Origin of the sequence: Caballeronia sp. NCF2 (assembly GCF_023631205.1) — a bacterium.
Taxonomy (GTDB): domain Bacteria; phylum Pseudomonadota; class Gammaproteobacteria; order Burkholderiales; family Burkholderiaceae; genus Caballeronia; species Caballeronia zhejiangensis.
In genome coordinates, this window is sequence record NZ_JALQDN010000065.1 from 112,456 (window position 1) to 131,472 (window position 19,017).

The following is a 19,017-nucleotide window of genomic DNA, read 5'->3' on the forward strand; positions in this document are numbered from 1 at the left end:
GCGCTTCGCGAATCACAGTGCTTACCGCGCAACCTCCACTGCAGACGCACGCGCGCCTTCCTCACCGCTTTGCGAAAGCGCCTGCGTCACCGAAGCACCGGGCGCGACGTCGTGCGTGAGCCATACGTTGCCGCCGATCACCGCGCCGCGTCCGAGCGTCACGCGTCCGAGGATCGTCGCGCCCGCATAGATGACCACATCGTCCTCGACGATCGGATGACGCGCGAGGCCCTTCTCCAGATGACCTTCCGCGTCGCGCGGAAAGCGTTTCGCTCCGAGCGTCACCGCCTGATAGACGCGCACGCGATTGCCGATGACCGCCGTCTCGCCGATCACCACGCCCGTGCCGTGATCGATGAAAAAGCCCGAGCCGATGCGCGCGCCCGGATGAATGTCGATGCCTGTTTCCCCATGCGCGAGTTCGGCGACGATGCGCGCGAGCAGCGGCAACCCGAGCCGGTAGAGCTCGTGCGCGACGCGATGGTGAATCATCACGAGAATGCCGGGATAGCAGAGCAGCACTTCATCGACGCTGCCCGCCGCCGGGTCGCCCTGATAGGCCGCGAGGATGTCGCTGTCGAGCAGACTGCGAATGCGCGGCAGGGTTTTCGCGAACGCGCGTATCGCATCGCTCGCGCGCGTTTCGACGGCGTGATCGTCGCGCGGCAGATGACGCGCCTTGTATTGCAGTTCGAGCTTCGCCTGCACGAGCAGCCCTTGCAGCGCGAAGTCGAGCGCGTGGCCGACGTAGAAGTTTTCGCTTTCCTGTCGCAGGTCGGGCGGTCCGAGCGGCATCGGAAAGAGCGCGCCTTTCAGTGCGCCGATGATGTCGCCAAGCGCCTCGCGTGCGGGAAGCTCGCGCCCGCCCGGTTCGAGCGAGCGCTTCTGGGCTTCGCGCCACTGCTGGCGGACTGTCTGAAGCGATTGGACGATGTCGTCGATGTCGAATACAGCCACAGTGCAGTCCTTTCTATGTAATGGGTCAGCTCGCGTGGGCGCGCGATGCGCGAGCGGTAAATTCGTCGCGCGCGCTCATCGATGGGAGCGAGCGGTCGACGCGCCGCCTGCATCGCAGCGAAACAGCGGCGGTTCGACCGGCGGCTGAAACATGTCGACCGCATGGCCCATGTTGAAGTAGCCCGCCTGCGCGAATAACGCGATGTGTTCAAGCCGCTCCGCGCGGCTCGCCTCTCCGTCGCCGCGCGTAGAAGTGCGCGGCGCTTCGCACCCGCACGCATTCATCGCGCGTCTGGCTTCACGCAGAAAGCGGCGCTCGCGCGACCGTTCGAAACGGTTGGACAGCATGTGCCAGCAAGACGTCAGGATATGCGCCATGACTCGCTACCTTCGAATGACGATGACATCAATCTAGGCCCGCGCGACGCGTTTCACAAACGAGCTTTTCTGCGTTGCATTGCAGGCATCGTGCGGACCCGGCTGCGCTCTGCGGAGCGGCGCGAGAGCAGTGCGTGCGCGAGCGCTTGCAGCGCACCGCACAGCATCAGATAGACGAAGCCGACGAACAGGAAGATCTGCGCCGGATAGACCATCAACCGGTTGTTGAGCTGATTGGCGAGGAACGTGAATTCCGGCACGCCGACGATATAGGCAAGCGACGTATCCTTGATGAGGGAGACCCATTGATTGACGAACGACGGCATCATCACGCGCACGGCCTGCGGCAGCACGACTTCGCGCAGCGCCTGCCAGCGCGTGAGGCCGAGCGACATCGCCGCCTGCCACTGCCCGTTGCCGATCGACACGATGCCCGCATGGACCGAATGCGACAGATACGCGCCGCCGATCAGCGCGAGCGCGCATACGACGGTCGCGAGGCCCGGCACATTGACGTGCAGCAGAATCGGCATCAGAAAGAAGGTCCAGAAAATCAGCATCAGCACGGGAATCGCGCGAAAGAACGCAACGAGCGCGGTCAGCAGGATCTGCGCGACGCCGCGTGTCATCGAAAGCGCGATGCCGCCCGCGAGCCCGATGATCGCCGCAAGAATCGCGGAGGAAATGGAAAGCGCGAGCGTCAGCGCAACGCCGCCGAGCGGTCCGGAAGGAAACGCGCCCAGCAGGAGATAGCGCAGCGACGCGAACCAGTCGACCTCGTTCATGCGTGGACTCGCCGCAGCGCGCGCACGCCGGTGCGCTGCCACACGACCAGCGCCGCTTCGATGACCGCGATGGTCAGCACATAGAACACCGTGGCCGTGCCGAATGCCTGAAATGTCCTGAAGGACTCGGTATCGACCTGACGCGACATGTACGAAAGCTCCGCGACGCCTACCGCCATCGTCAGCGACGAGTTCTTCACCACGTTCATGTATTGCCCGGCGAGCGGCGGCGTCGCGATGCGCAGCGCCTGCGGCAGGATCACGTAGCGCAGCGCGGCATAGCGGCTCATGCCGAGCGCGGCCGCCGCCTGCTCTTGCGCCGCACTCACGCCACGCATACCCGCACGAAACTCCTCGCCGATGAACGCCGTCGTGTAGCAGGTCAATCCGATCCAGCCCGCGAACAGCTCGAAACTCGGCCAACGCAAAACGAACGGCCCGAACGTCGCGGCATGCGGCGTGTTGAGCCACGTCATCCATTCGGACGGCAGCAACGCGGCCGCCCCGAAATACCAGAACAGCAACTGGACGAGCAGCGGCGAATTGCGAAAGACGAAGACATACGATGCCGCGACGCGTGCGAGCGCCGCATTTCCCGACGTGCGCGCGACGGCCAGCGCGAAGCCGAGCAGCGTCGCGCAGATCGCCGCGCAGGCGGACAACATCAGCGTGACGGCGAAGCCCTGCTCCAGCCACGCGAGATATTTCGGATCGAGCCAGCTATGCATGATCGACGGCGATCAACCGTTCTTTTGCGGATCGCCGATCTTGAAGAGGCGCGGCAGCGGCGCGGCGCTCTTCGGGCCGAACCACTTGTCGTAGATGCGCGTCGCTTCGCCGTCCGCTTCGAGTTTCGTTAGCGTGCCGTTCACGGCGTCGAGCAGGCGCGTCTCGCCCTTCGGCACGCCGACGCCTTCGTAATCGTTGGAGATCGTGAAGGCCGGAATTTCGTAGCTGGCCTTGTCCGGCACGCGCGCGAGCAACGCAACCAGCTTCGGTCCGTCCTGCGTGATCGCCTGCACGTTGCCCGTGCGCAGCGCGGCGAAAGCGAACGGCGTGTCGTCATAGGCGACGATGGTCGCGTTCGGGAATTTCGCCCGCACCTGCTGTTCGTTCGTCGTTCCCTTGTCCGCGCCGATGCGCAGGCTGTTGATCTGATCGGGCGATTTCAGCACGCCCTTCTTCGCGATGAACTGCGTGCCCGATGCGAAGTACGGCGTGCTGAAATCGACTTCCTTTTTGCGCTCGTCGGTGATCGTGAAGTTGGCGAAGACGAGATCGACCTTGCCCGACTTCAGAAACGCGATGCGGTTGGCCGGATTGGTCGGCTGCACTTCCAGCTTGACGCCCAGGCTCTTCGCCACCGCGCGCGCATAGTCGACATCGAGACCGACGATCTGATTGTCCTTCGGATCGACGAAGCCGAACGGCGGATTGCTGTCGAACGCCGCGACGCGCAGCACGCCGGCTTTCTTGATGTCGTCCAGCCTGTCCGCATGCGCGGCATTCGAAGCCACTGCCAGCAGTGCAGCGAGCACCGCGCCCCAGGTCCTGATTTTCATTGGTGAGTTCCTTGTTCGTTGCGCCGGTGTGCGTCGCCGGGCGGCGGCACGATGGCGAGGCTGGCACTCTATCGGTGCCGCCGCTCCGACGGAACGAAGTTTTTGTCACGAAGAAAGCAGGCGTGGAGATTTGGCGCGACGCCCGCATTGCCGTCGCGTGCACATGCTTATGACTTCCGTTGCGATAGCGATATGTGCATCGCTACGTTGGTCGGAATGGGCGCTCGTCTTAGCATCGGAAGCTTTCGCCAACCAGAGCTTCCGCCATGTCGAAAACAAAAACCACCGATCGCCGCGCTTTTCTCTCCCTGACCGCGCGGGCCGCGACGGGCGCCGCCGCGCTCGCGGTCACGCCGGCATCGTTCGCCCAGCAACCCGCGCAAGCGCAGCCGCGCGTGTTGCGCATCGGCAATCAGAAAGGCTATCTGAACCTGCTCAAGGGACGTGCAACGCTGGAGAAGCGTCTGGCTCCGCTCAACGTATCCGTGAGCTGGACGGAGTTCTCCGCGGGTCCGGTGCAGCTCGAAGCGCTCAATGTCGGCTCGATCGATTTCGGCGACGTGGGCGAAGCGCCGCCGATCTTCGCGCAGGCGGCCGGCGCGCCGCTCGCCTACGTCGCCGCCACGCCGACGCGGCCGCATTCCGAAGCCGTGCTGGTGCCGGCGCAATCGTCCGTCAAAACGGTGGCGGATTTGAAAGGCAAGCGCATCGCGTTGAACAAGGGCAGCAATGTCCATTACTTCCTCGTGAAGCTGCTGCGCCAACATGGCCTTCAGTATCGCGACGTCGAACTCGCCTATCTCGCGCCCGCCGACGCGCGCGCCGCCTTCGAGCGCGGCTCGATCGATGCGTGGGTCATCTGGGACCCGTACTTCGCCGCCGCGCAGCAGTCGCTGAATGCGCGCGTCGTGGCGGACGCGAGCGGCGTCGTGGGCAACCGCGCCTACTATTTTTCGTCGCAAGACTATGTGGCGAAGAATGCCGACGTGATCCGCATCGTCATCGAGGAGATCAAGGCCGTCGATCAATGGGGCAAGCAGCATCCGGACGAACTCGCGAGCGAACTCGCGCGGCTTTGGGGCCTGCCCAAACCTGTCGTCGATCTCGCGGTGAGCCGGCAGGTCTTCGGTACGGAAGCCATCACGCGGGCGATCATCGCGGAGCAGCAGCAGATCGCCGACACCTTCGTCGAGCTCGGGCTGGTGCCGAAACATGTCGACGTGCTGAGGGCCGCGCCGCCCGGTCTTGCCTGACGGCCGTCGATGCCTCGCGCGCCGCGCCTGAAAGCCGCGGCATCGTGTAGCGATCCGCGCAAGACGTCAGAACACGCGCCCTTCGGTCAGATGCGTCGTCACGCCGTTGAGCGCGTAATCGCCGATCACGCGCGCCTTATGCATCAGCGGATTGTGGCTGAAGATCGTGCGCAGATTGCGCCAGTGGCGATCGAAGTTATGCGCGCGCGCCGTCGCCGATGCGCCGCCCGCTTCGAACATGCGCTCCGCCGCGCTCAACGCGAGCTTGCTGACGACGATCTGCGTGCGCGCCGTCGCGAGCGCGCCTTCCAGCACGAGCGCGTCGGCGTCGGCATCGCCGTTGCGGATCGCTTGCGACGATCGTTCGAGCACGCGCGCGTTGTCGCGCACGAGCGCATCGATCGCGTGACTGTTCGCGCTCAATTCGCCCACGACCTGCTGAATGAACGCATCTTCGCGGGCCGACGGCGCCGCGCTATGCAGCACGGGGCGTCCGTGTTTCAGCACATAGCGCTCCGCATCCGCGACGACGTTGCGTACGATGCCCGCCGCCACCGCCACCAGATGCAACTGACGCAGCGCGCCACCGTGACGGCCCGTGAGCGTCGTCTGCACGCGCGGCGTGACTTCGTCCGCGTACACGATCAGATCGTCGAACTCGAGACTGCCGCTCGCGGTCATGCGCTGCCCCATGCCGTCCCAGTCGTCGAGCACGCGCAGCCCCTCGCGTTGAACCGGCACGACGGCTATGGCGGCCTCGCCGTGTTCGTCCTGCACGTTCAGGCGCGCGTAGTCGGAGAACGCGGTGCCCGTCGCGTAGTACTTGCGGCCGCTCAGACGAAAGTGATCGCCTTCGCGCCGAAGTTGCGTCGTGATTTCGCCGGGGCGCGACGTGCCCGCTTCGGTCGATGCGCCGCCGAAGATCGCGCCTTCCGCCACGCGCTTGATCTGCAATGCATTGAACGGCGTGCGCGGCGCAAGCAGCAGCGCTTCGGTCTGGTCGAAGTGAATGCGCAACGCGTGCGCGACGTTGCTTTCATGCGCGGCAAGCGTTGCGATCACGTCGAAGACGTCTTCGAGCGAGCCGCCGAGTCCGCCCCATTCGAGCGGAAAGCGCAACGTCCCGAGGCCCGATCGACGAAACAGCGCAAAGGCATCGAACGGCAGTTCGCGGCGCGCCTCGCGCGCGGCCGCATCTTCGCCGATGGCCTGTGCCAGCTCAGGCAGCGCGGCGAGCGCGGCTTCGAGTTTCTGATTTTTATTCGACATATGACGTGACGTTCCTATGGTATTGATGCGTGCTCTACGCGGCCTGCGCGTCGAATCGTTTGCCGGGAATCGCTTCGAGCAGCGTGCGCGTGTACGCATGCTTCGGCGCGCGCCATATCTCGCGATGATCGCCGCTTTCGACGATGCGCCCGCCATGCATCACATGGACGCGGTCGGCGATATAGCGCACCACCGAGAGATCGTGCGAGATGAAGAGATAAGCGAGCCCGAGGTCGCGTTTCAGCTCGACGAGCAGATTGAGTATCTGCGCCTGAATGGACACATCGAGCGCGGAGACGGGTTCGTCGCAGATCAGCAGCGCGGGCTCGAGCACGAGCGCGCGCGCAATGCCGATGCGCTGCCGCTGACCGCCCGAAAACTCGTGCGGATAGCGATCAAGCGCGGCGCTCGGCAAACCGACGCGATCGAGCATCGCGCTTGCGCGTCGGCGGCGTTCGCGCGCATCGGCGATGCCGTTCACGATCATCACCGTATCGAGGATGTCGCCAACGCTGCGGCGCGGATTCAGCGACGCATACGGGTCCTGAAACACCATCTGCACCGGCGCCCGCAGCGGGCCCAACGCGCGTTCGCTCAGGGGCGCGAGATCGACGCCGCGCAGGCGGATCGCGCCACCCGACGCCGGCACGAGACGCAGGATCGCTTTCGAAAGGGTCGACTTGCCGCAGCCGGATTCGCCGACGAGACCCACGGTTTCGCCGCGCGCGATATCGAACGACACGTCGTCGACGGCGCGCAACGCGCCCCTGCCATGCCGATGCACATAATCGACCGTCAGATGTTGCACCGAGAGCAGCGGCGCGTCGTTGTCGAATCGCGTTTCCGGCGCGCTGACGGGCGCAAGCGGCGTCACGTTGAACGCGGGCTTGTCATCGGCGCCTTGCACGTGACGAATCTCCGGCAGCTTCCAGTCGCGGTAATGCAACTCCGTCGCCACGTTCAGCGATGCGCCCAACAGCCCGCTCGTGTATGCATGCCGCGGCCGCTCGAAGAGTTGACGCACCGGCGCTTCCTCGACCTTTTCGCCCGCGAGCATCACGGCGACGCGATCCGCATGTTCGGCGACGACGCCGAGATCGTGCGTGATGAGCAGCAGCGACATCGACAGATCGCGCCGCAATTCGGCAAGCAGTTCGAGAATGCGCGCCTGAATCGTGACGTCGAGCGCGGTGGTCGGTTCATCCGCGATCAGCAGACGCGGACGGCATGCGACGGCCATCGCGATCATCACGCGCTGGCGCTGTCCGCCCGACAGCTCGTGCGGATAGTCGAAGACGCGTCGATGCGGCTCCGGAATATGCACGAGATCGAGCAGTTCGACGGCGCGCTTCATCGCCGCTGGCTTCGACAGCGCTTCGTGCCGTCGCAAGGTCTCGACGATCTGCGCCCCGACCGTGAGCACCGGATTGAGCGATGTCATCGGCTCCTGAAAGATCATCGAGATGTCGCTGCCGCGCACATCGCGCATTTCACGCGGGCTCAGCGCGAGCACGTCGCGTCCGTCGAAGCGGACGCTGCCCGTCACGCGGCCCGGCTCCGGCACGAGCCGCATGAGCGACAGCGCGGTCGCCGATTTGCCGCAGCCGGACTCGCCGACGAGCGCGAGCGTCTCGCCTTCGGCTATGTCCAGATCGATGCCGCGCACCGCGCGATGCGCGCCGAAACTCACGCGCAGATCGCGCACTTCAAGAAGATTCGCCACGGACAGGTCTCGGGTCAGGAACGTTCGCGCATGCGCGGGTTGAGTGCGTCGTTGAGGCCGTCGCCGAGCAGATTGAGCGCGAGCACCGCGAGCACGATCGCCGCGCCCGGCACGGCGGTCAGATACCACGCGGTGCGCAAGGAATCGCGCCCCGCGCCGATCATGCCGCCCCATGTGACGACGTTCGGGTCGCCCATGCCCAGAAACGACAGCGAAGACTCGATCAGGATCGCGCTCGCGACCATCACCGATGCGGTCACGATCACCGGCGGCAGCGCGTTCGGCAAGATCTCGCCGAAGATGATGCGCGCGTCGGAAAAGCCCTGACTGCGCGCGGCGAGCACGAAGTCCGACGAACGCAGCGTGCGGAACTCGGCGCGCACGATACGCGCGACCGTCGGCCACGAAGCGATGCCGATGGCCAGCGCGATCACCGTCACGTTCGGCCGCCCTATCGCGACGATCACGATCACGAGCAGAAACGACGGCACGGTTTGAAACAGCTCGGTGACGCGCACGAGAAGATCGTCGATGACGCCGCCGAAAAAGCCGCCCATCGCGCCGACGAGCGTGCCGATGACGAGCCCGATCGCCGCCGCCGATGCGCCGATCAGCAGCGACACGCGTGCGCCGTGCGCGATGCCGGCGGCGACATCGCGGCCGAGCGAATCGGTGCCGAGGCGATACAGCGGGTCGCTGCCCGGCCATTCGAAGGGCGCGGCGACCATATCGAGCGGATCGCCGGGAAAAAGATACGGCGCACTCAGCGCAAGCGCGATGAACGCAGTCAGCAGCACGATGCCCGCGAGCGCGGACGGATTGCGCAGCAGCGCGCGCCACACGCCGCGCGAGGCGCGAGCGTAAGGCGCACGTTGAGCGCGCCGCGCGCCGAATAGCGCACCGGCGAGCTGGCGCCGCCACGCCGAGCCGTGGCCGGATGAAGCGAGTTCGGTGGAATCGGAAGCCATGCGTTTTCAGGTTCGATGAGTCAGACGATGCGTGGATCGAGCCACGCCTGCAGCAGATCGACCGTCACGTTGGCGACGATCACGAGCAGCGACGAAAGCAGCAACACGCCGAGCAGCACGCTGAAATCGCGCGCCATGACGGCATCGAGCGCAAGACGCCCGAGGCCCGGCCAACTGAACACGGTTTCCGTGACGGCCGCGCCGCCGAGCAGCGTGCCGAAGTGAATGCCGACCATCGTCGTGAGCGGCATCAGCGCGTTGCGCAGCACATGACGCACGGTGACGCGCAGCGGATGCAGCCCCTTCGCGTGCGCGGTACGCACGAAGTCCTGGCGCTTCACTTCGAGCATCGCGGCGCGCGTGAGACGCGCGTAGATGGCGACGAAGAAAGTCGCGAGCGTCACGGCCGGCAGCAGCACATGTTTCGCGACATCGGCGGCATACGCGAAGCCGTGCAAGGACGCGCCGACGGTGATATCGCCGCCGCTCGGCAGCCAGCCGAGATGCACCGAGAACAGCACGATGGCGAGCAGGCCGATCCAGAAGCCGGGCGTCGAATACAGCACGAGCGCGAGCACGGACAGCACGCGATCCGGCCACTTGCCCGCCCAATGCGCCATGACCGCGCCGAGCACGATGCCCGCGACGATCGCAAGGGCGAGCGCCGTGCCCATCAGCAGCAAGGTGTTCGGCAACCGCGACAGAATCAGTTGCATGACGGGCGCGTCGTAACGCGGCGAATAGCCGAGACTGCCGTGCGCGAGATGCGACAGATACGCGCCGAGCTGATGCAGCACCGGCTGATCGAGGCCGAACTTCGCGCGCAATGCCTGCAGCGTTTCGGCGGTCGCGGAGCCCGCTTCGCCCGCGAGCACATCGGCGGCGTCGCCGGGCATCAGCTTCAGCAGGAAGAAGTTCAGGACCACGATGGCGAGCATCGTCGGCAAGGCCTGCCATGCGGTGCGCCGCGCGATGGCGGCGAAGCGCGTGCGTCGGTTCATCGGCGTCCGTCCTCAGGCGCTCAGCCACACATCGGCGAGATTGCCTTCCAGCCCCTGCGCCGACACCGTGTGATTGCGCACGCGCCGGTTCGCGAGCGTGACCATGCGCGGCGCAACGAGATTCAGGATCGGCAGGTCGCGATACACGATCTGCTGAAACTGCTGATAGAGCGCCACGCGCTTCTTCTCATCCGTTTCGATCGATGCCGATTCGAGCAGCGTATCGACTTCCGCATTGCTGTAGTGCGGCGCGTTCGAGAACGGCACGCCGGGCCGGATGTTCTTCGACCAGTAGAGACGCTGCACGCCCACGCTCGGATCGAACAACGTATTCACGCCGATGCTCGTGAAGTCGAACTGACGGTCCGCATACACGCGCTTGAGGAACGAAGGCAGATCCTGCGAACGCACGGTCACGTCGATGCCCACACGCGCGAGCGCCGACTTCACGTAATCGGCCTGACGCCGGTACATGTCGCCATAAGGCAGGAAATCGTGCGTCAACTGGAAGCGCGGGCCGCCGTTCTTGCGCGGATAACCCGCGGCATCGAGCAGCTTTTCCGCGTTCGCGATATCGAATGCGTAAGGCGCGAGCTTCCCGTCGTGATACGGCGAGGCGGGCGTGATCGGCGTCGGAGAAATGTCGGCGTAACCGTAGGCGATCGTCTTCTGCACGATCTGCGGATTGATCGCATGGGCGATCGCCTGACGCACGCGCACGTCCTTCAGGATCGGATGCGCGAGATTGAAATCGATCTCCGAGAGCGGTTCCAGAAAGCGATAACCGCGCGTTTCCACGGCGAGCTGCGGCAATTGCGTGAGACGCGGCAGATCCGAAAGCGGCACCGGATTCTCGCCGCCGAGATCGAGCGCGCCGGTTTCGAACGCGGCGGAGCGCGCGGCGGCATCGGGAATCACTTTGAACACGAGCGAATCGATATACGGCTTGCCCGCGTCCCAGTAATCCGGGTTGCGCTCGTAGACGATGCTCGCGCCCCGCGTCCACGACTTGAAGCGGAACGGCCCGGTGCCAATGGGCGCGTTGTTATGCGGGTTCGTCAGCGGATCGCCGTTCGCGTAGAGATGCTTCGGCACGATCGGCGATTCGCCCGCCGACAGCGCCTTCAGCAGATACGGCGCGGGCTTCGACAATTCGACGATCGCGGTGCGCGCGTCGGGCGTCGTTACGCGCGTCACGTTGGCGAAGGTGCTGCGCCCGCGCGGATGGATCGACTTCAACAAGTCGATGGAAAACGCCACATCCGCCGATGTGAAAGGCTCGCCGTCGTGCCACTTCACGTTCTGGCGCAGCGTGAACGTGTACTTGAGACCGTCCGGGCTCACGTTCCACGCGGTCGCGAGCTGCGCCTTCGGCTTCAGATCGAAGTCATAGGCGAGCAGACCTTCGAGCACCTTCGAACTCGCGACGAGCGCGGGGCCCGTCGTCTGGAAGATCGATACGAGCACGGGCGGCTCGGGATTGATCAGCATGTTGAGCGTGCCGCCACGCCTGGGTGCCGCTTCCTGCGCGAAGGCGAGAGAAGACAGGCCGGCGGACGCGAGCGCCGCGCCTGATGAGACCAGAAAATCGCGTCGGTTGAAGCCTGCCATGTGATGCCATTCCTCTCTGTTCGTTGTTCGACGGCCGAATATGACGCGCCGCGGCGATCACGATAAAACGGCTGCGCGCGCGCGTGAACGAACGGTTATGCATATGGAAAGCATGGCGACGCGAAAAGCATGTGACGTCGGGTGCAATGCCGAGAGGCGATCGCTACGCCACGCGCACCGCTCCCCCACCACCCGCCTAATGCATGTCGAGCACCGCGCCCTCGGGCACCGACAACCCCAGATGGCTGCGCAAGGTCTTGCCCTCATACGCGCGACGGAAAATGCCGCGCCGCTGAAGTATCGGCACGACGCCTTCCGTGAAGGCTTCGAGACCATCGGGCAGCACGTCGGGCATCAGATTGAAGCCGTCGGCGGCGCCGTTCCTGAACCAGTGCTCGATGTCATCCGCGACTTGCTCGGGCGTGCCGACGATCACGCGATGTCCGCCGCCGCCCGCCAGCGCACGGATGAGCTCGCGCACCGTGTGGCCATGCGTGCGCGCCTGCGCGAGCGTCGCGTTGAAGAACGTGTGATTGCCGTTGCCGCCATTGGGCAGCGGCAAGTCGACGGGCAAACGCCTGTCGAGCGAAAGCGAATCGACGGGCACGCCGAGCGTGCCAGCGATGCGGTTCAGGCTGTACTGCACCGGAATCAGATCGACGAGTTCGTCACGGCGTCGCAGCGCCTCGCTTTCCGTCGAACCGATGATCGTCGTCAGTCCCGCGAGCACTTTCACCGCGTTCGCGCCGCGTCCGTAACGCGCCGCGCGCGCGTTGAGATCTTCGCGATATGCACGCGATTCATCGAACGATTGCGAGGCCGAAAACACCGCTTCCGCGTGACGCGCGGCAAGCTCGCGTCCGTCGCCCGATGCGCCCGCCTGCACCAGAACCGGATGACCCTGTGCCGAGCGCGGCAGATTCAGCGCGCCGCGCACGCTGAAGAATCGCCCACGATGATCGGCCGGATGCACCTTGTCGAGATCGACGAAGCGCCCGCTCGATTTGTCCGCGATGAATGCGTCGTCATCCCAGCTATTCCACAGCGTCTTGACGAGCGCCGCGAACTCGTCCGCGCGTGCATAGCGCGTTGCATGGTCGGGGACCGTGTCGTGACCGAAGTTGCGCGCAGACGGCAGGTCCGCGGTCGTCACGATGTTCCAGCCCGCGCGCCCGCCGCTGATCAGATCGAGCGTCGCGAATCGGCGTGCGATGTTATACGGCTCGTTGTAACTCGTCGATGCCGTCGCGATCAGCCCAAGATGCGTGGTCGCGGCTGCAATGCTCGTGAGGAGCATTGTCGGTTCGAGCGCCGTGATGGGGCGCATGTCGAGCTGATCGGAGATCGCGGCGCTATCGGCGAGAAAGATTGCATCGAGACACGCGCGTTCCGCCAGCTGCGCCAGGCGCACATAGTGGCTCACGTCGAGGAATACGTTCGGATCCGAATCCGGCAGACGCCATGCCGACGGCACGAATCCGGAATGAAGCGCGTTGATGTTCAGATGCAGTTGGCGCGGGGCATCGCCGCTCATGGAAAGCTCCACAGAAAGGGGATAACTCTCCATCTTGTACGGGCGACGCGAACGACGCCACGAACGAATTCGACGAAGCATATGAAAAGCGGCGCTAAACGGATAAGGCTTGCGTAGCGCGCGCGTCGATCCTTACCTGATCTGCAACACCGCCTGGCGCACATCGATGCGGCGCGGAATCACCTTCGTATCGAAAGCCAGATTCGCCGAGTCCTGCTGCGCGCCAAGGACGTCGTCGGGAATCGGATAGCTCGCGCCCCACTCCAGGCGCGAGATCGCCCGGTTCCATACGGCGAGCGGCACGCCCGTATTGGCGGACAAAAAGCGCGCCGTATCCTGCGGATGCGCGAGGCTGTCGTTCGTCTGACGTGCAAGCTGATCGAACAGCAGACGCAGCGCGGCGGGATACTTTTGCGCGAAGTCGCGCGTCGCGATATAGAAGCCGTATTGCGGCACCGACAGATCCCCGATGGTGAGAATGGTCCGCGCGCCGGTGGTCAGTTCGGTGTCCGCGTAACGCGGATCGGGCACGGCCCACGCATCGATGAAGCCGCGCTCGAACGCCGAGCGCGCATCGCCATAGGACAGGTACGTGAACTGCGCGGCGTTCGGGTCCATGTGGGCATCCTGCATCGCCTTCAGCACGAACAGGTGCCCTTGCGAGCCCTTGGCGAAGGCGATCTTTCTGCCCTTCAGATCGCGCAGGTCCTTCACGGGCGAATCCTTCGGCACGACGATCGCATAGCTTTTGACGAGTCTTGGCGCATACGCCACATACACGACCGATGGCGCCGCGCCCGCCTGCGCCATGATCGGCGGCGTCGAGCCGACCGTGCCTACATCGACGTCGCCCGCATTGATGGCTTCGACGAGCGGCGCGCCATACACGAACTCGTGCCACGAAACCTTGACGTGATGCGAAGCGAAAGCCTGCTCCAGCTTGCCCGATGCCCGCAGCGCGACGAGACCGTCGCCCTTCTGGATTCCGATGTTGATCTGCGCGGGATAGCCCTCGTCAGCGTGCGCGGCAAACGCGGCGGCGAAGCAACCGGCGGCGATGATGGATTTCAGGAATCGGATCGGCATCAAGACTTGAAATAAGGATTGGCGGGACGTGCGAGACCGTAGTGACCGCGCAGCGTGGCGGCTTCGTACTCGCGCCGGAACAGGCCGCGCCTTTGCAGAATCGGCACGACATGCTCGGTGAAGTGCTCGAGCTGCGCGGGCAGTACGGGCGGCATCACGTTGAAGCCATCGGCGGCACGGCTTTCGGTCCAGTCGGCAATGACATCTGCAATCTGTTCGGGCGTGCCGGACAGCGTGAAATGCCCGCGCGCCGCCGCGAGCTTCCTCAACAGGCTGCGCAAGGTCGGACGCTCGCGCGCCACCAGTTGCGTGATGACTGCCGCGCGGCTTTGCGCGGCCTGCACCGTCGACGGGTCCGGAAAGTCATCGACGGACAGCGGCTGATCGAGCGGCAGCGTCGAGAAATCGTAGCCGCCGAAGCGGTTCGACAGGCGGCCGAGTCCCACGCTGACATCGGTGATCGAGTCGAGTTCGTCGAGCAGAGCGCTGGCTTCCGCTTCGGTCGAACCGATCGCCGCGCTGATCCCCGGCAGGACCACGATGTCCTGCTCCGAGCGGCCCGCGGCCCTCGCGCCCGCCTTGAGCTCGGCATAAAAGTCGATCGCGGATTGCTTCGTCAGATGCGCGGTGAAGACGGCTTCCGCATTGCGCGCGGCGAACGCCTTGCCCGTCGCCGACGAGCCCGCCTGCACCAGCACCGGATGCCCCTGTGGCGGGCGCGGCAGATTCAGCGGCCCCGCCACGCGATGAAACTTCCCGCGATAGCCGATCTTGCGCACGCGCGCCGGATCGAGAAAGCGTCCGCTCGACGCGTCATCGATGATGGCGTCATCGGCCCAGCTATCCCACAGTTGCGTGACGACTTCGAGGAACTCGTGCGCGCGTGCGTAGCGCTCCGCATGCTCGATCTGCTGCTCGTAGCCGAAGTTCGGCCCCGCGCCGCCGACCCACGAGGTCACGATGTTCCAGCCGATGCGCCCGCGCGAAATGTGATCCAGCGAAGCGAACTGACGCGCGAGATTGAACGGCTCGGTGTACGTGGTCGATGCCGTCGCGATCAGCCCGATGCGCGAAGTCGCCTGCGAAAGCGCCGCGAGCGTGGTGATCGGTTCGAGCGCGCCGGACGCGACGAATTGCGCGCCATCGCCGAGCGCGAGGGCATCGGCGAAAAACACGGAATCGAACAGGCTTTGCTCGGCCCTGACGGCGAGATCGCGAAAATAGTCGATATCGGTCAGCGCCTGGCGCGTCGCGCCGGAATGACGCCAGCCTGCTTCATGATGGCCGCGTCCGTGAACGAAGAGATTCAGATGTATAGGTCGGGGCATGAGCGAATAGTCTCGTTTGCCGGATCAGTCATGCACTTTGGGAAAACCGTGGCGCTCGGCGAGCAACGCGAGAATGCGGCGCGTATCGGTGACGAAGCGTTTCTCGCCGACGGTTTGCGCGTCGGACGGCGCGGGGTACGCATCGCCCAGCACCAGCACCGGCAGACTTTGATGCGCCTCGCTCAGTGCTTCGACCGCGGCCTTGCGGGGACGCTCGAAGGGCACGCGGCGGATATCGAGGCGCGCGTTGCGCGCCGGATCGCTTGCGAGCAGACCTTCGATCGGCGCACCGTCCGGGCAGATGAACACTTCGCCCGGGCGCTTCGGATCGGTGAAGCCCGGTTCCAGCAGAATGAGTAGATCGCGTTGGGTCATGGTCGGCGTCATGCGTGGTTGAGAGCCGCCACAGCGTAACCATCCCGCGCGGAGATTGGAACGAATTCGATCTGCTAACCAAATCTGCGGCGCGCATGACGAAAGACGGATCGCGGGCGCCTTCCGGACCGACAGCTCATGCGGCTATCCGATGCTTCGTCGACGTTATCCGCGCTTCTTGCGCGCGCTGCGCTGATCGATCCACAGCCGCGCCCAGCGTGCCGCATAGGCGATCGCATGATCGCGCTCGAAGAAGTAATCGAGCGCATCGAAAGTGAAGCTTGCACCGTGCGCGTACCGGCGATGTTCGATCGTCAGGTTGGCCGCATACAAGCCGCTCGGCATGGCCTGAGCGGAGGGTGCAACCTCATAACCTTTGTATTGCATGGAGCGAGTCCTCGCGGCAAATTCAGGCAACATTGCCCGAACCGCTTCATGCTAGGGGCCGACGAACGCATGGCCAACCAATCCTTTTACGTTTGCAAATCACCGGCCGCATCGATTCGTCATTACGTCATGCCATGCAGGTCAAAGGCGTCCCGGTCGCGGGTCCGGAACGAATCCATCGCGATTCGGCATGCGGATGGCGGCAAGCGAATGCGCATCGACGCGGGCGTCCTCGGGAACGATGCCGTTCTGATTCAGGATCCACGCGCTCACGGCATACACCTCGTCCGCACTCAGCGATTGCGGCGCGTTATAGGGCATCGCGCGGCGAATGTAATCGAAGAGTGTCGTCGCGTACGGCCAGTAGCTTCCGACCGTGCGCACCGGCTTCTCGCTCGCGAGCGTGCCACGCCCGCCGATCAGCCGGTCGCCCAGCACGCCCTCGCCTTTCGCGCCGTGACACGAGGCGCACTTGGCCGCGAAGATCCGCGCACCGGTCACCACGTCACCGCTGCCCGCGGGCAGGCCGCGACCGTCAGGCGCGACATCGATGTTCCACGCGGCGATGTCCGCCGCGCTCACGGGCGTGCCGATCGTGCCGATCGTGCCGACAGCCGCGCGATGCGTTGCATCGTCTAACCCGGCCTGCGACGCGCGCCCGTCCCGCCACGGCCCCGAGCAGGCGGTAAGACACAGCGCCGTCAGACCCACGATCAGCGGGCGCACGGCGCGAAGTTGTCGAGTTGGTTCCCTATGCATTTTTCACGCTGCCATCGGCGTCGACGCGCCATTGCTGAATGCCGTTGTAGTGGTAGTTCGAGTTCAGCCCGCGCGCGGCGACGAGCGCCTCGCGCGTCGGCTGGATGTATCCGGTCGAATCCGTTGCCCGCGAGAGGATCGTGGCCGGTTCACCGTTCCACACCCATCCCGCATGAAAGCGCGTGAGCGCGCGATCGCCGGGCGTGCCATCGAGCCGCGCCGCTTGCCATGAACGGCCACCATCGACGGATACTTCGACCTGACGGATCGCACCGCGTCCCGACCAGGCGAGCCCCACGATCGGGTAGTAACCGTGAGTCGTCAACTTGTGCCCGGGCGATGGCCGCGTGATGACCGATTTCGCATCCATCTCGAACACGAACTGGCGCGCGCGACCATCGGCCAGCAAGTTCGTGTATTTCGACGTTTCCTCTCGCGTTTCGAGCGGCGCGTCGACGAGCTTCAGCCTGCGCAGCCACTTCACGTTGGTGTTGCCTTCGAAGCCGGGGACCAGAAGCCGCAGCGGATAGCCGTTCTCCGGCCGCAGCCGCTCGCCGTTCTGCGCATACACGACGAACGCGCGATCCAGCACGCGATCGAGCGGCAGGCTGCGCGTCATCGCAGCTGCATCGGCGCCCTCCGCGAGAATCCAGCGCGGCGCGTGGCCGTCGTTCGCAGCGAGCCCGCCGGCCGCCTCGATCAACGTCGAAAGCCGCACGCCGGTCCACTCGCAGCACGACAGAAGCCCGTGCGTGAGCTGAACGGGCAGCCCGCTCGGCCCTTTCCATTCGCTCGCGGTGTTGCCCGAACATTCGAGAAAGTGCACGCGCGACTCGGAAGGCAGCCGCAGCAAATCGTCCATCGTGAAGACCTTCGGCTCGCGCACGAGGCCATGAATCACGAGCCGGTGCTGGTCCGGGTCGATATCCGGCACACCGGCGTGATGGCGTTCGTAGACAAGCCCGTTCGGTGTGATCGTGCCGTGCAGATCGGCGAGCGGCGTCAGCGACGAAGCCGCGCCCGGCACCGGCCACGCACGCGCCGCGCGACGCACGACCTCGGATTCGCGCGGGGATGGCAGGCCATAGGGATGATCGAGAATCGGCGCGCCAGGCATGCGCGTCCACGGCTCGACGCTGAGCGGCTGCAAGAGTCCGGACGCCGCATTCGCGTGAGGCGCCACGACTGCCGACAGCGCGAGGCCGCCCAGCATCCGGCGTCGCGGCGACGCGGGAGCGTGTTGCTCCGGCTTCGCGGGATCGCCGGGCCGTGTGGCGGAAAACGATGAGAAACGCGGGATTTTCGGCATGCTCGATGAGTCGGGCAGACAAGACAGGCAGTCGGCCGCCCGATTATAGGTCGCGGTTTCGGGATGCCCAATCGCGATTGCGACTATGCAAATGACAAGGGTTGCTTAAGCGCCATCGTCTAACGCGTTCCTGCGAATGCGATGGCATCATGAGTCGCTCACGCCGACGACGGCGCGCAGGATCACCGGCTGCCCGCCGCGCAACGACACGGCGCCGAACACCGAGCGCGCGTGCACGCCGGCATCGCCCAGAACCTCGACCAGCAGATCCGATGCGCCGTCGAGCACCTTCGCGTGGTCTTCGAAGGCGGCGTCGGCGTTCACGAAGCCCTGCACGTCGAGCACCTGCTTCACGCGTTCGAGCGAGCCGAGTTCATCGCGCAGCACGAGCAGCAATTCCACTGCCGCCTCGCGTGCGAACGAAACGCCGTCTTCGAGCGTGAGCGTGTCACCCAGCCTGCCTTTGGACGGCTTACCGTCGATGGCGGCGCCCGCCGACTTGCCCGACACGAACACGAGATCGCCCCAGCGGGTGGCATTGCGATAGTTCGCCTTCGGGTTGCCCGAAGTGCGTTCGGGGTCGATCAGACGGTCGAGTCTTTCGTCAGCGCTCATGGTGCTCCTGTCGGTATGAATGCGTGACATCACGCGCAGCCGCTCATGTTATGCAGCAACGGCCGGCGCGCTAACCAACGAAGCCTCATATCGATATGACCGGCCTCGCGCGGCGCG

Annotated in this window: 19 protein-coding genes; 1 reads left to right on the forward strand and 18 read right to left on the reverse strand. The window is 65.1% G+C overall.

Going from position 1 to position 19,017, the window contains the following annotated elements:
• Window positions 1-21: 21 nt before the first annotated feature.
• The 5 genes from epsC to NCS02_RS26335 form a co-directional block, all read right to left on the reverse strand.
• Complete coding sequence (gene epsC / locus NCS02_RS26315) at window positions 22-957, reverse strand: serine O-acetyltransferase EpsC (RefSeq protein ID WP_250523352.1); 936 nt, start codon at window positions 955-957, stop codon at window positions 22-24.
• A gap of 75 nt (window positions 958-1,032) precedes the next feature.
• Window positions 1,033-1,335, reverse strand: coding sequence for a hypothetical protein (locus tag NCS02_RS26320; RefSeq protein ID WP_250520056.1), 303 nt, complete (start codon window positions 1,333-1,335; stop codon window positions 1,033-1,035).
• Between the two features lie 53 nt (window positions 1,336-1,388).
• Window positions 1,389-2,120 carry an amino acid ABC transporter permease gene (locus NCS02_RS26325; protein WP_008346760.1) on the reverse strand — a complete coding sequence of 244 codons (732 nt, stop codon included), beginning with the start codon at window positions 2,118-2,120 and terminating at the stop codon, window positions 1,389-1,391.
• Complete coding sequence (locus tag NCS02_RS26330) at window positions 2,117-2,848, reverse strand: amino acid ABC transporter permease (RefSeq protein WP_008346762.1); 732 nt, start codon at window positions 2,846-2,848, stop codon at window positions 2,117-2,119. The genes NCS02_RS26325 and NCS02_RS26330 overlap by 4 nt, the downstream gene beginning before the upstream one ends.
• Before the next feature lie 12 nt (window positions 2,849-2,860).
• A complete protein-coding gene (locus NCS02_RS26335) occupies window positions 2,861-3,682 on the reverse strand; it encodes an ABC transporter substrate-binding protein (RefSeq protein WP_250441476.1) in 822 nt (273 codons plus the stop codon).
• 266 nt (window positions 3,683-3,948) lie between these two features.
• On the opposite strand from NCS02_RS26335, the gene NCS02_RS26340 reads away from it, so the two are divergent.
• Entirely contained in the window at window positions 3,949-4,935 is a 987-nt protein-coding gene (locus NCS02_RS26340) for a sulfonate ABC transporter substrate-binding protein (RefSeq protein WP_250520057.1), read from the forward strand.
• 66 nt (window positions 4,936-5,001) lie between these two features.
• Here NCS02_RS26340 and NCS02_RS26345 read toward each other — a convergent pair whose 3' ends face one another.
• The 13 genes from NCS02_RS26345 to NCS02_RS26405 all read right to left on the reverse strand — a co-directional run bounded on the left by NCS02_RS26345 (window position 5,002) and on the right by NCS02_RS26405 (window position 18,900).
• Window positions 5,002-6,204 carry an acyl-CoA dehydrogenase family protein gene (locus tag NCS02_RS26345; RefSeq protein WP_250456960.1) on the reverse strand — a complete coding sequence of 401 codons (1,203 nt, stop codon included), beginning with the start codon at window positions 6,202-6,204 and terminating at the stop codon, window positions 5,002-5,004.
• 34 nt (window positions 6,205-6,238) lie between these two features.
• Window positions 6,239-7,927, reverse strand: a complete 1,689-nt coding sequence (locus NCS02_RS26350; protein ID WP_250523353.1) for an ABC transporter ATP-binding protein — start codon at window positions 7,925-7,927, stop codon at window positions 6,239-6,241.
• 14 nt (window positions 7,928-7,941) lie between these two features.
• Entirely contained in the window at window positions 7,942-8,895 is a 954-nt protein-coding gene (locus NCS02_RS26355; protein ID WP_250520058.1) for an ABC transporter permease, read from the reverse strand.
• A gap of 20 nt (window positions 8,896-8,915) precedes the next feature.
• Window positions 8,916-9,896, reverse strand: a complete 981-nt coding sequence (locus NCS02_RS26360; protein WP_250437299.1) for an ABC transporter permease — start codon at window positions 9,894-9,896, stop codon at window positions 8,916-8,918.
• A gap of 12 nt (window positions 9,897-9,908) precedes the next feature.
• Window positions 9,909-11,507, reverse strand: coding sequence for an ABC transporter substrate-binding protein (locus tag NCS02_RS26365; protein ID WP_250520059.1), 1,599 nt, complete (start codon window positions 11,505-11,507; stop codon window positions 9,909-9,911).
• A gap of 196 nt (window positions 11,508-11,703) precedes the next feature.
• Window positions 11,704-13,041, reverse strand: a complete 1,338-nt coding sequence (locus tag NCS02_RS26370) for an LLM class flavin-dependent oxidoreductase (RefSeq protein ID WP_250523354.1) — start codon at window positions 13,039-13,041, stop codon at window positions 11,704-11,706.
• 132 nt (window positions 13,042-13,173) lie between these two features.
• Entirely contained in the window at window positions 13,174-14,127 is a 954-nt protein-coding gene (locus NCS02_RS26375; protein WP_008346779.1) for an aliphatic sulfonate ABC transporter substrate-binding protein, read from the reverse strand.
• Window positions 14,127-15,455 carry an LLM class flavin-dependent oxidoreductase gene (locus NCS02_RS26380; RefSeq protein WP_250520061.1) on the reverse strand — a complete coding sequence of 443 codons (1,329 nt, stop codon included), beginning with the start codon at window positions 15,453-15,455 and terminating at the stop codon, window positions 14,127-14,129. The genes NCS02_RS26375 and NCS02_RS26380 overlap by 1 nt, the downstream gene beginning before the upstream one ends.
• Before the next feature lie 24 nt (window positions 15,456-15,479).
• Window positions 15,480-15,830 (reverse strand): DUF3088 domain-containing protein, encoded by a 351-nt coding sequence (locus NCS02_RS26385; RefSeq protein ID WP_033535827.1) that lies wholly within the window; start codon window positions 15,828-15,830, stop codon window positions 15,480-15,482.
• A 165-nt stretch (window positions 15,831-15,995) separates the two neighbouring features.
• Entirely contained in the window at window positions 15,996-16,217 is a 222-nt protein-coding gene (locus NCS02_RS26390) for a DUF6566 family protein (protein ID WP_033535802.1), read from the reverse strand.
• A 141-nt stretch (window positions 16,218-16,358) separates the two neighbouring features.
• Complete coding sequence (locus tag NCS02_RS26395; protein WP_284504399.1) at window positions 16,359-16,976, reverse strand: c-type cytochrome; 618 nt, start codon at window positions 16,974-16,976, stop codon at window positions 16,359-16,361.
• On the reverse strand, window positions 16,969-18,189 hold the full coding sequence (soxC, locus tag NCS02_RS26400) for a sulfite dehydrogenase (protein ID WP_250520093.1): 1,221 nt from the start codon (window positions 18,187-18,189) through the stop codon (window positions 16,969-16,971). The genes NCS02_RS26395 and soxC overlap by 8 nt, the downstream gene beginning before the upstream one ends.
• A 243-nt stretch (window positions 18,190-18,432) precedes the next feature.
• Entirely contained in the window at window positions 18,433-18,900 is a 468-nt protein-coding gene (locus tag NCS02_RS26405) for a RidA family protein (RefSeq protein ID WP_250520063.1), read from the reverse strand.
• Window positions 18,901-19,017: the final 117 nt, after the last annotated feature.

Bases quoted from the DNA above. Each gene is read 5' to 3' on its own strand.
- NCS02_RS26320 (WP_250520056.1), bottom strand. From the start codon at position 1,335: ATGGCGCATATCCTGACGTCTTGCTGGCACATGCTGTCCAACCGTTTC.
- NCS02_RS26325 (WP_008346760.1), bottom strand. From the start codon at position 2,120: ATGAACGAGGTCGACTGGTTCGCGTCGCTGCGCTATCTCCTGCTGGGC.
- NCS02_RS26330 (WP_008346762.1), bottom strand. From the start codon at position 2,848: ATGCATAGCTGGCTCGATCCGAAATATCTCGCGTGGCTGGAGCAGGGC.
- NCS02_RS26335 (WP_250441476.1), bottom strand. From the start codon at position 3,682: ATGAAAATCAGGACCTGGGGCGCGGTGCTCGCTGCACTGCTGGCAGTG.
- NCS02_RS26340 (WP_250520057.1), top strand. From the start codon at position 3,949: ATGTCGAAAACAAAAACCACCGATCGCCGCGCTTTTCTCTCCCTGACC.
- NCS02_RS26345 (WP_250456960.1), bottom strand. From the start codon at position 6,204: ATGTCGAATAAAAATCAGAAACTCGAAGCCGCGCTCGCCGCGCTGCCT.
- NCS02_RS26355 (WP_250520058.1), bottom strand. From the start codon at position 8,895: ATGGCTTCCGATTCCACCGAACTCGCTTCATCCGGCCACGGCTCGGCG.
- NCS02_RS26360 (WP_250437299.1), bottom strand. From the start codon at position 9,896: ATGAACCGACGCACGCGCTTCGCCGCCATCGCGCGGCGCACCGCATGG.
- NCS02_RS26365 (WP_250520059.1), bottom strand. From the start codon at position 11,507: ATGGCAGGCTTCAACCGACGCGATTTTCTGGTCTCATCAGGCGCGGCG.
- NCS02_RS26370 (WP_250523354.1), bottom strand. From the start codon at position 13,041: ATGAGCGGCGATGCCCCGCGCCAACTGCATCTGAACATCAACGCGCTT.
- NCS02_RS26375 (WP_008346779.1), bottom strand. From the start codon at position 14,127: ATGCCGATCCGATTCCTGAAATCCATCATCGCCGCCGGTTGCTTCGCC.
- NCS02_RS26380 (WP_250520061.1), bottom strand. From the start codon at position 15,455: ATGCCCCGACCTATACATCTGAATCTCTTCGTTCACGGACGCGGCCAT.
- NCS02_RS26385 (WP_033535827.1), bottom strand. From the start codon at position 15,830: ATGACCCAACGCGATCTACTCATTCTGCTGGAACCGGGCTTCACCGAT.
- NCS02_RS26390 (WP_033535802.1), bottom strand. From the start codon at position 16,217: ATGCAATACAAAGGTTATGAGGTTGCACCCTCCGCTCAGGCCATGCCG.
- NCS02_RS26395 (WP_284504399.1), bottom strand. From the start codon at position 16,976: ATGCATAGGGAACCAACTCGACAACTTCGCGCCGTGCGCCCGCTGATC.
- soxC (WP_250520093.1), bottom strand. From the start codon at position 18,189: ATGCTGGGCGGCCTCGCGCTGTCGGCAGTCGTGGCGCCTCACGCGAAT.
- NCS02_RS26405 (WP_250520063.1), bottom strand. From the start codon at position 18,900: ATGAGCGCTGACGAAAGACTCGACCGTCTGATCGACCCCGAACGCACT.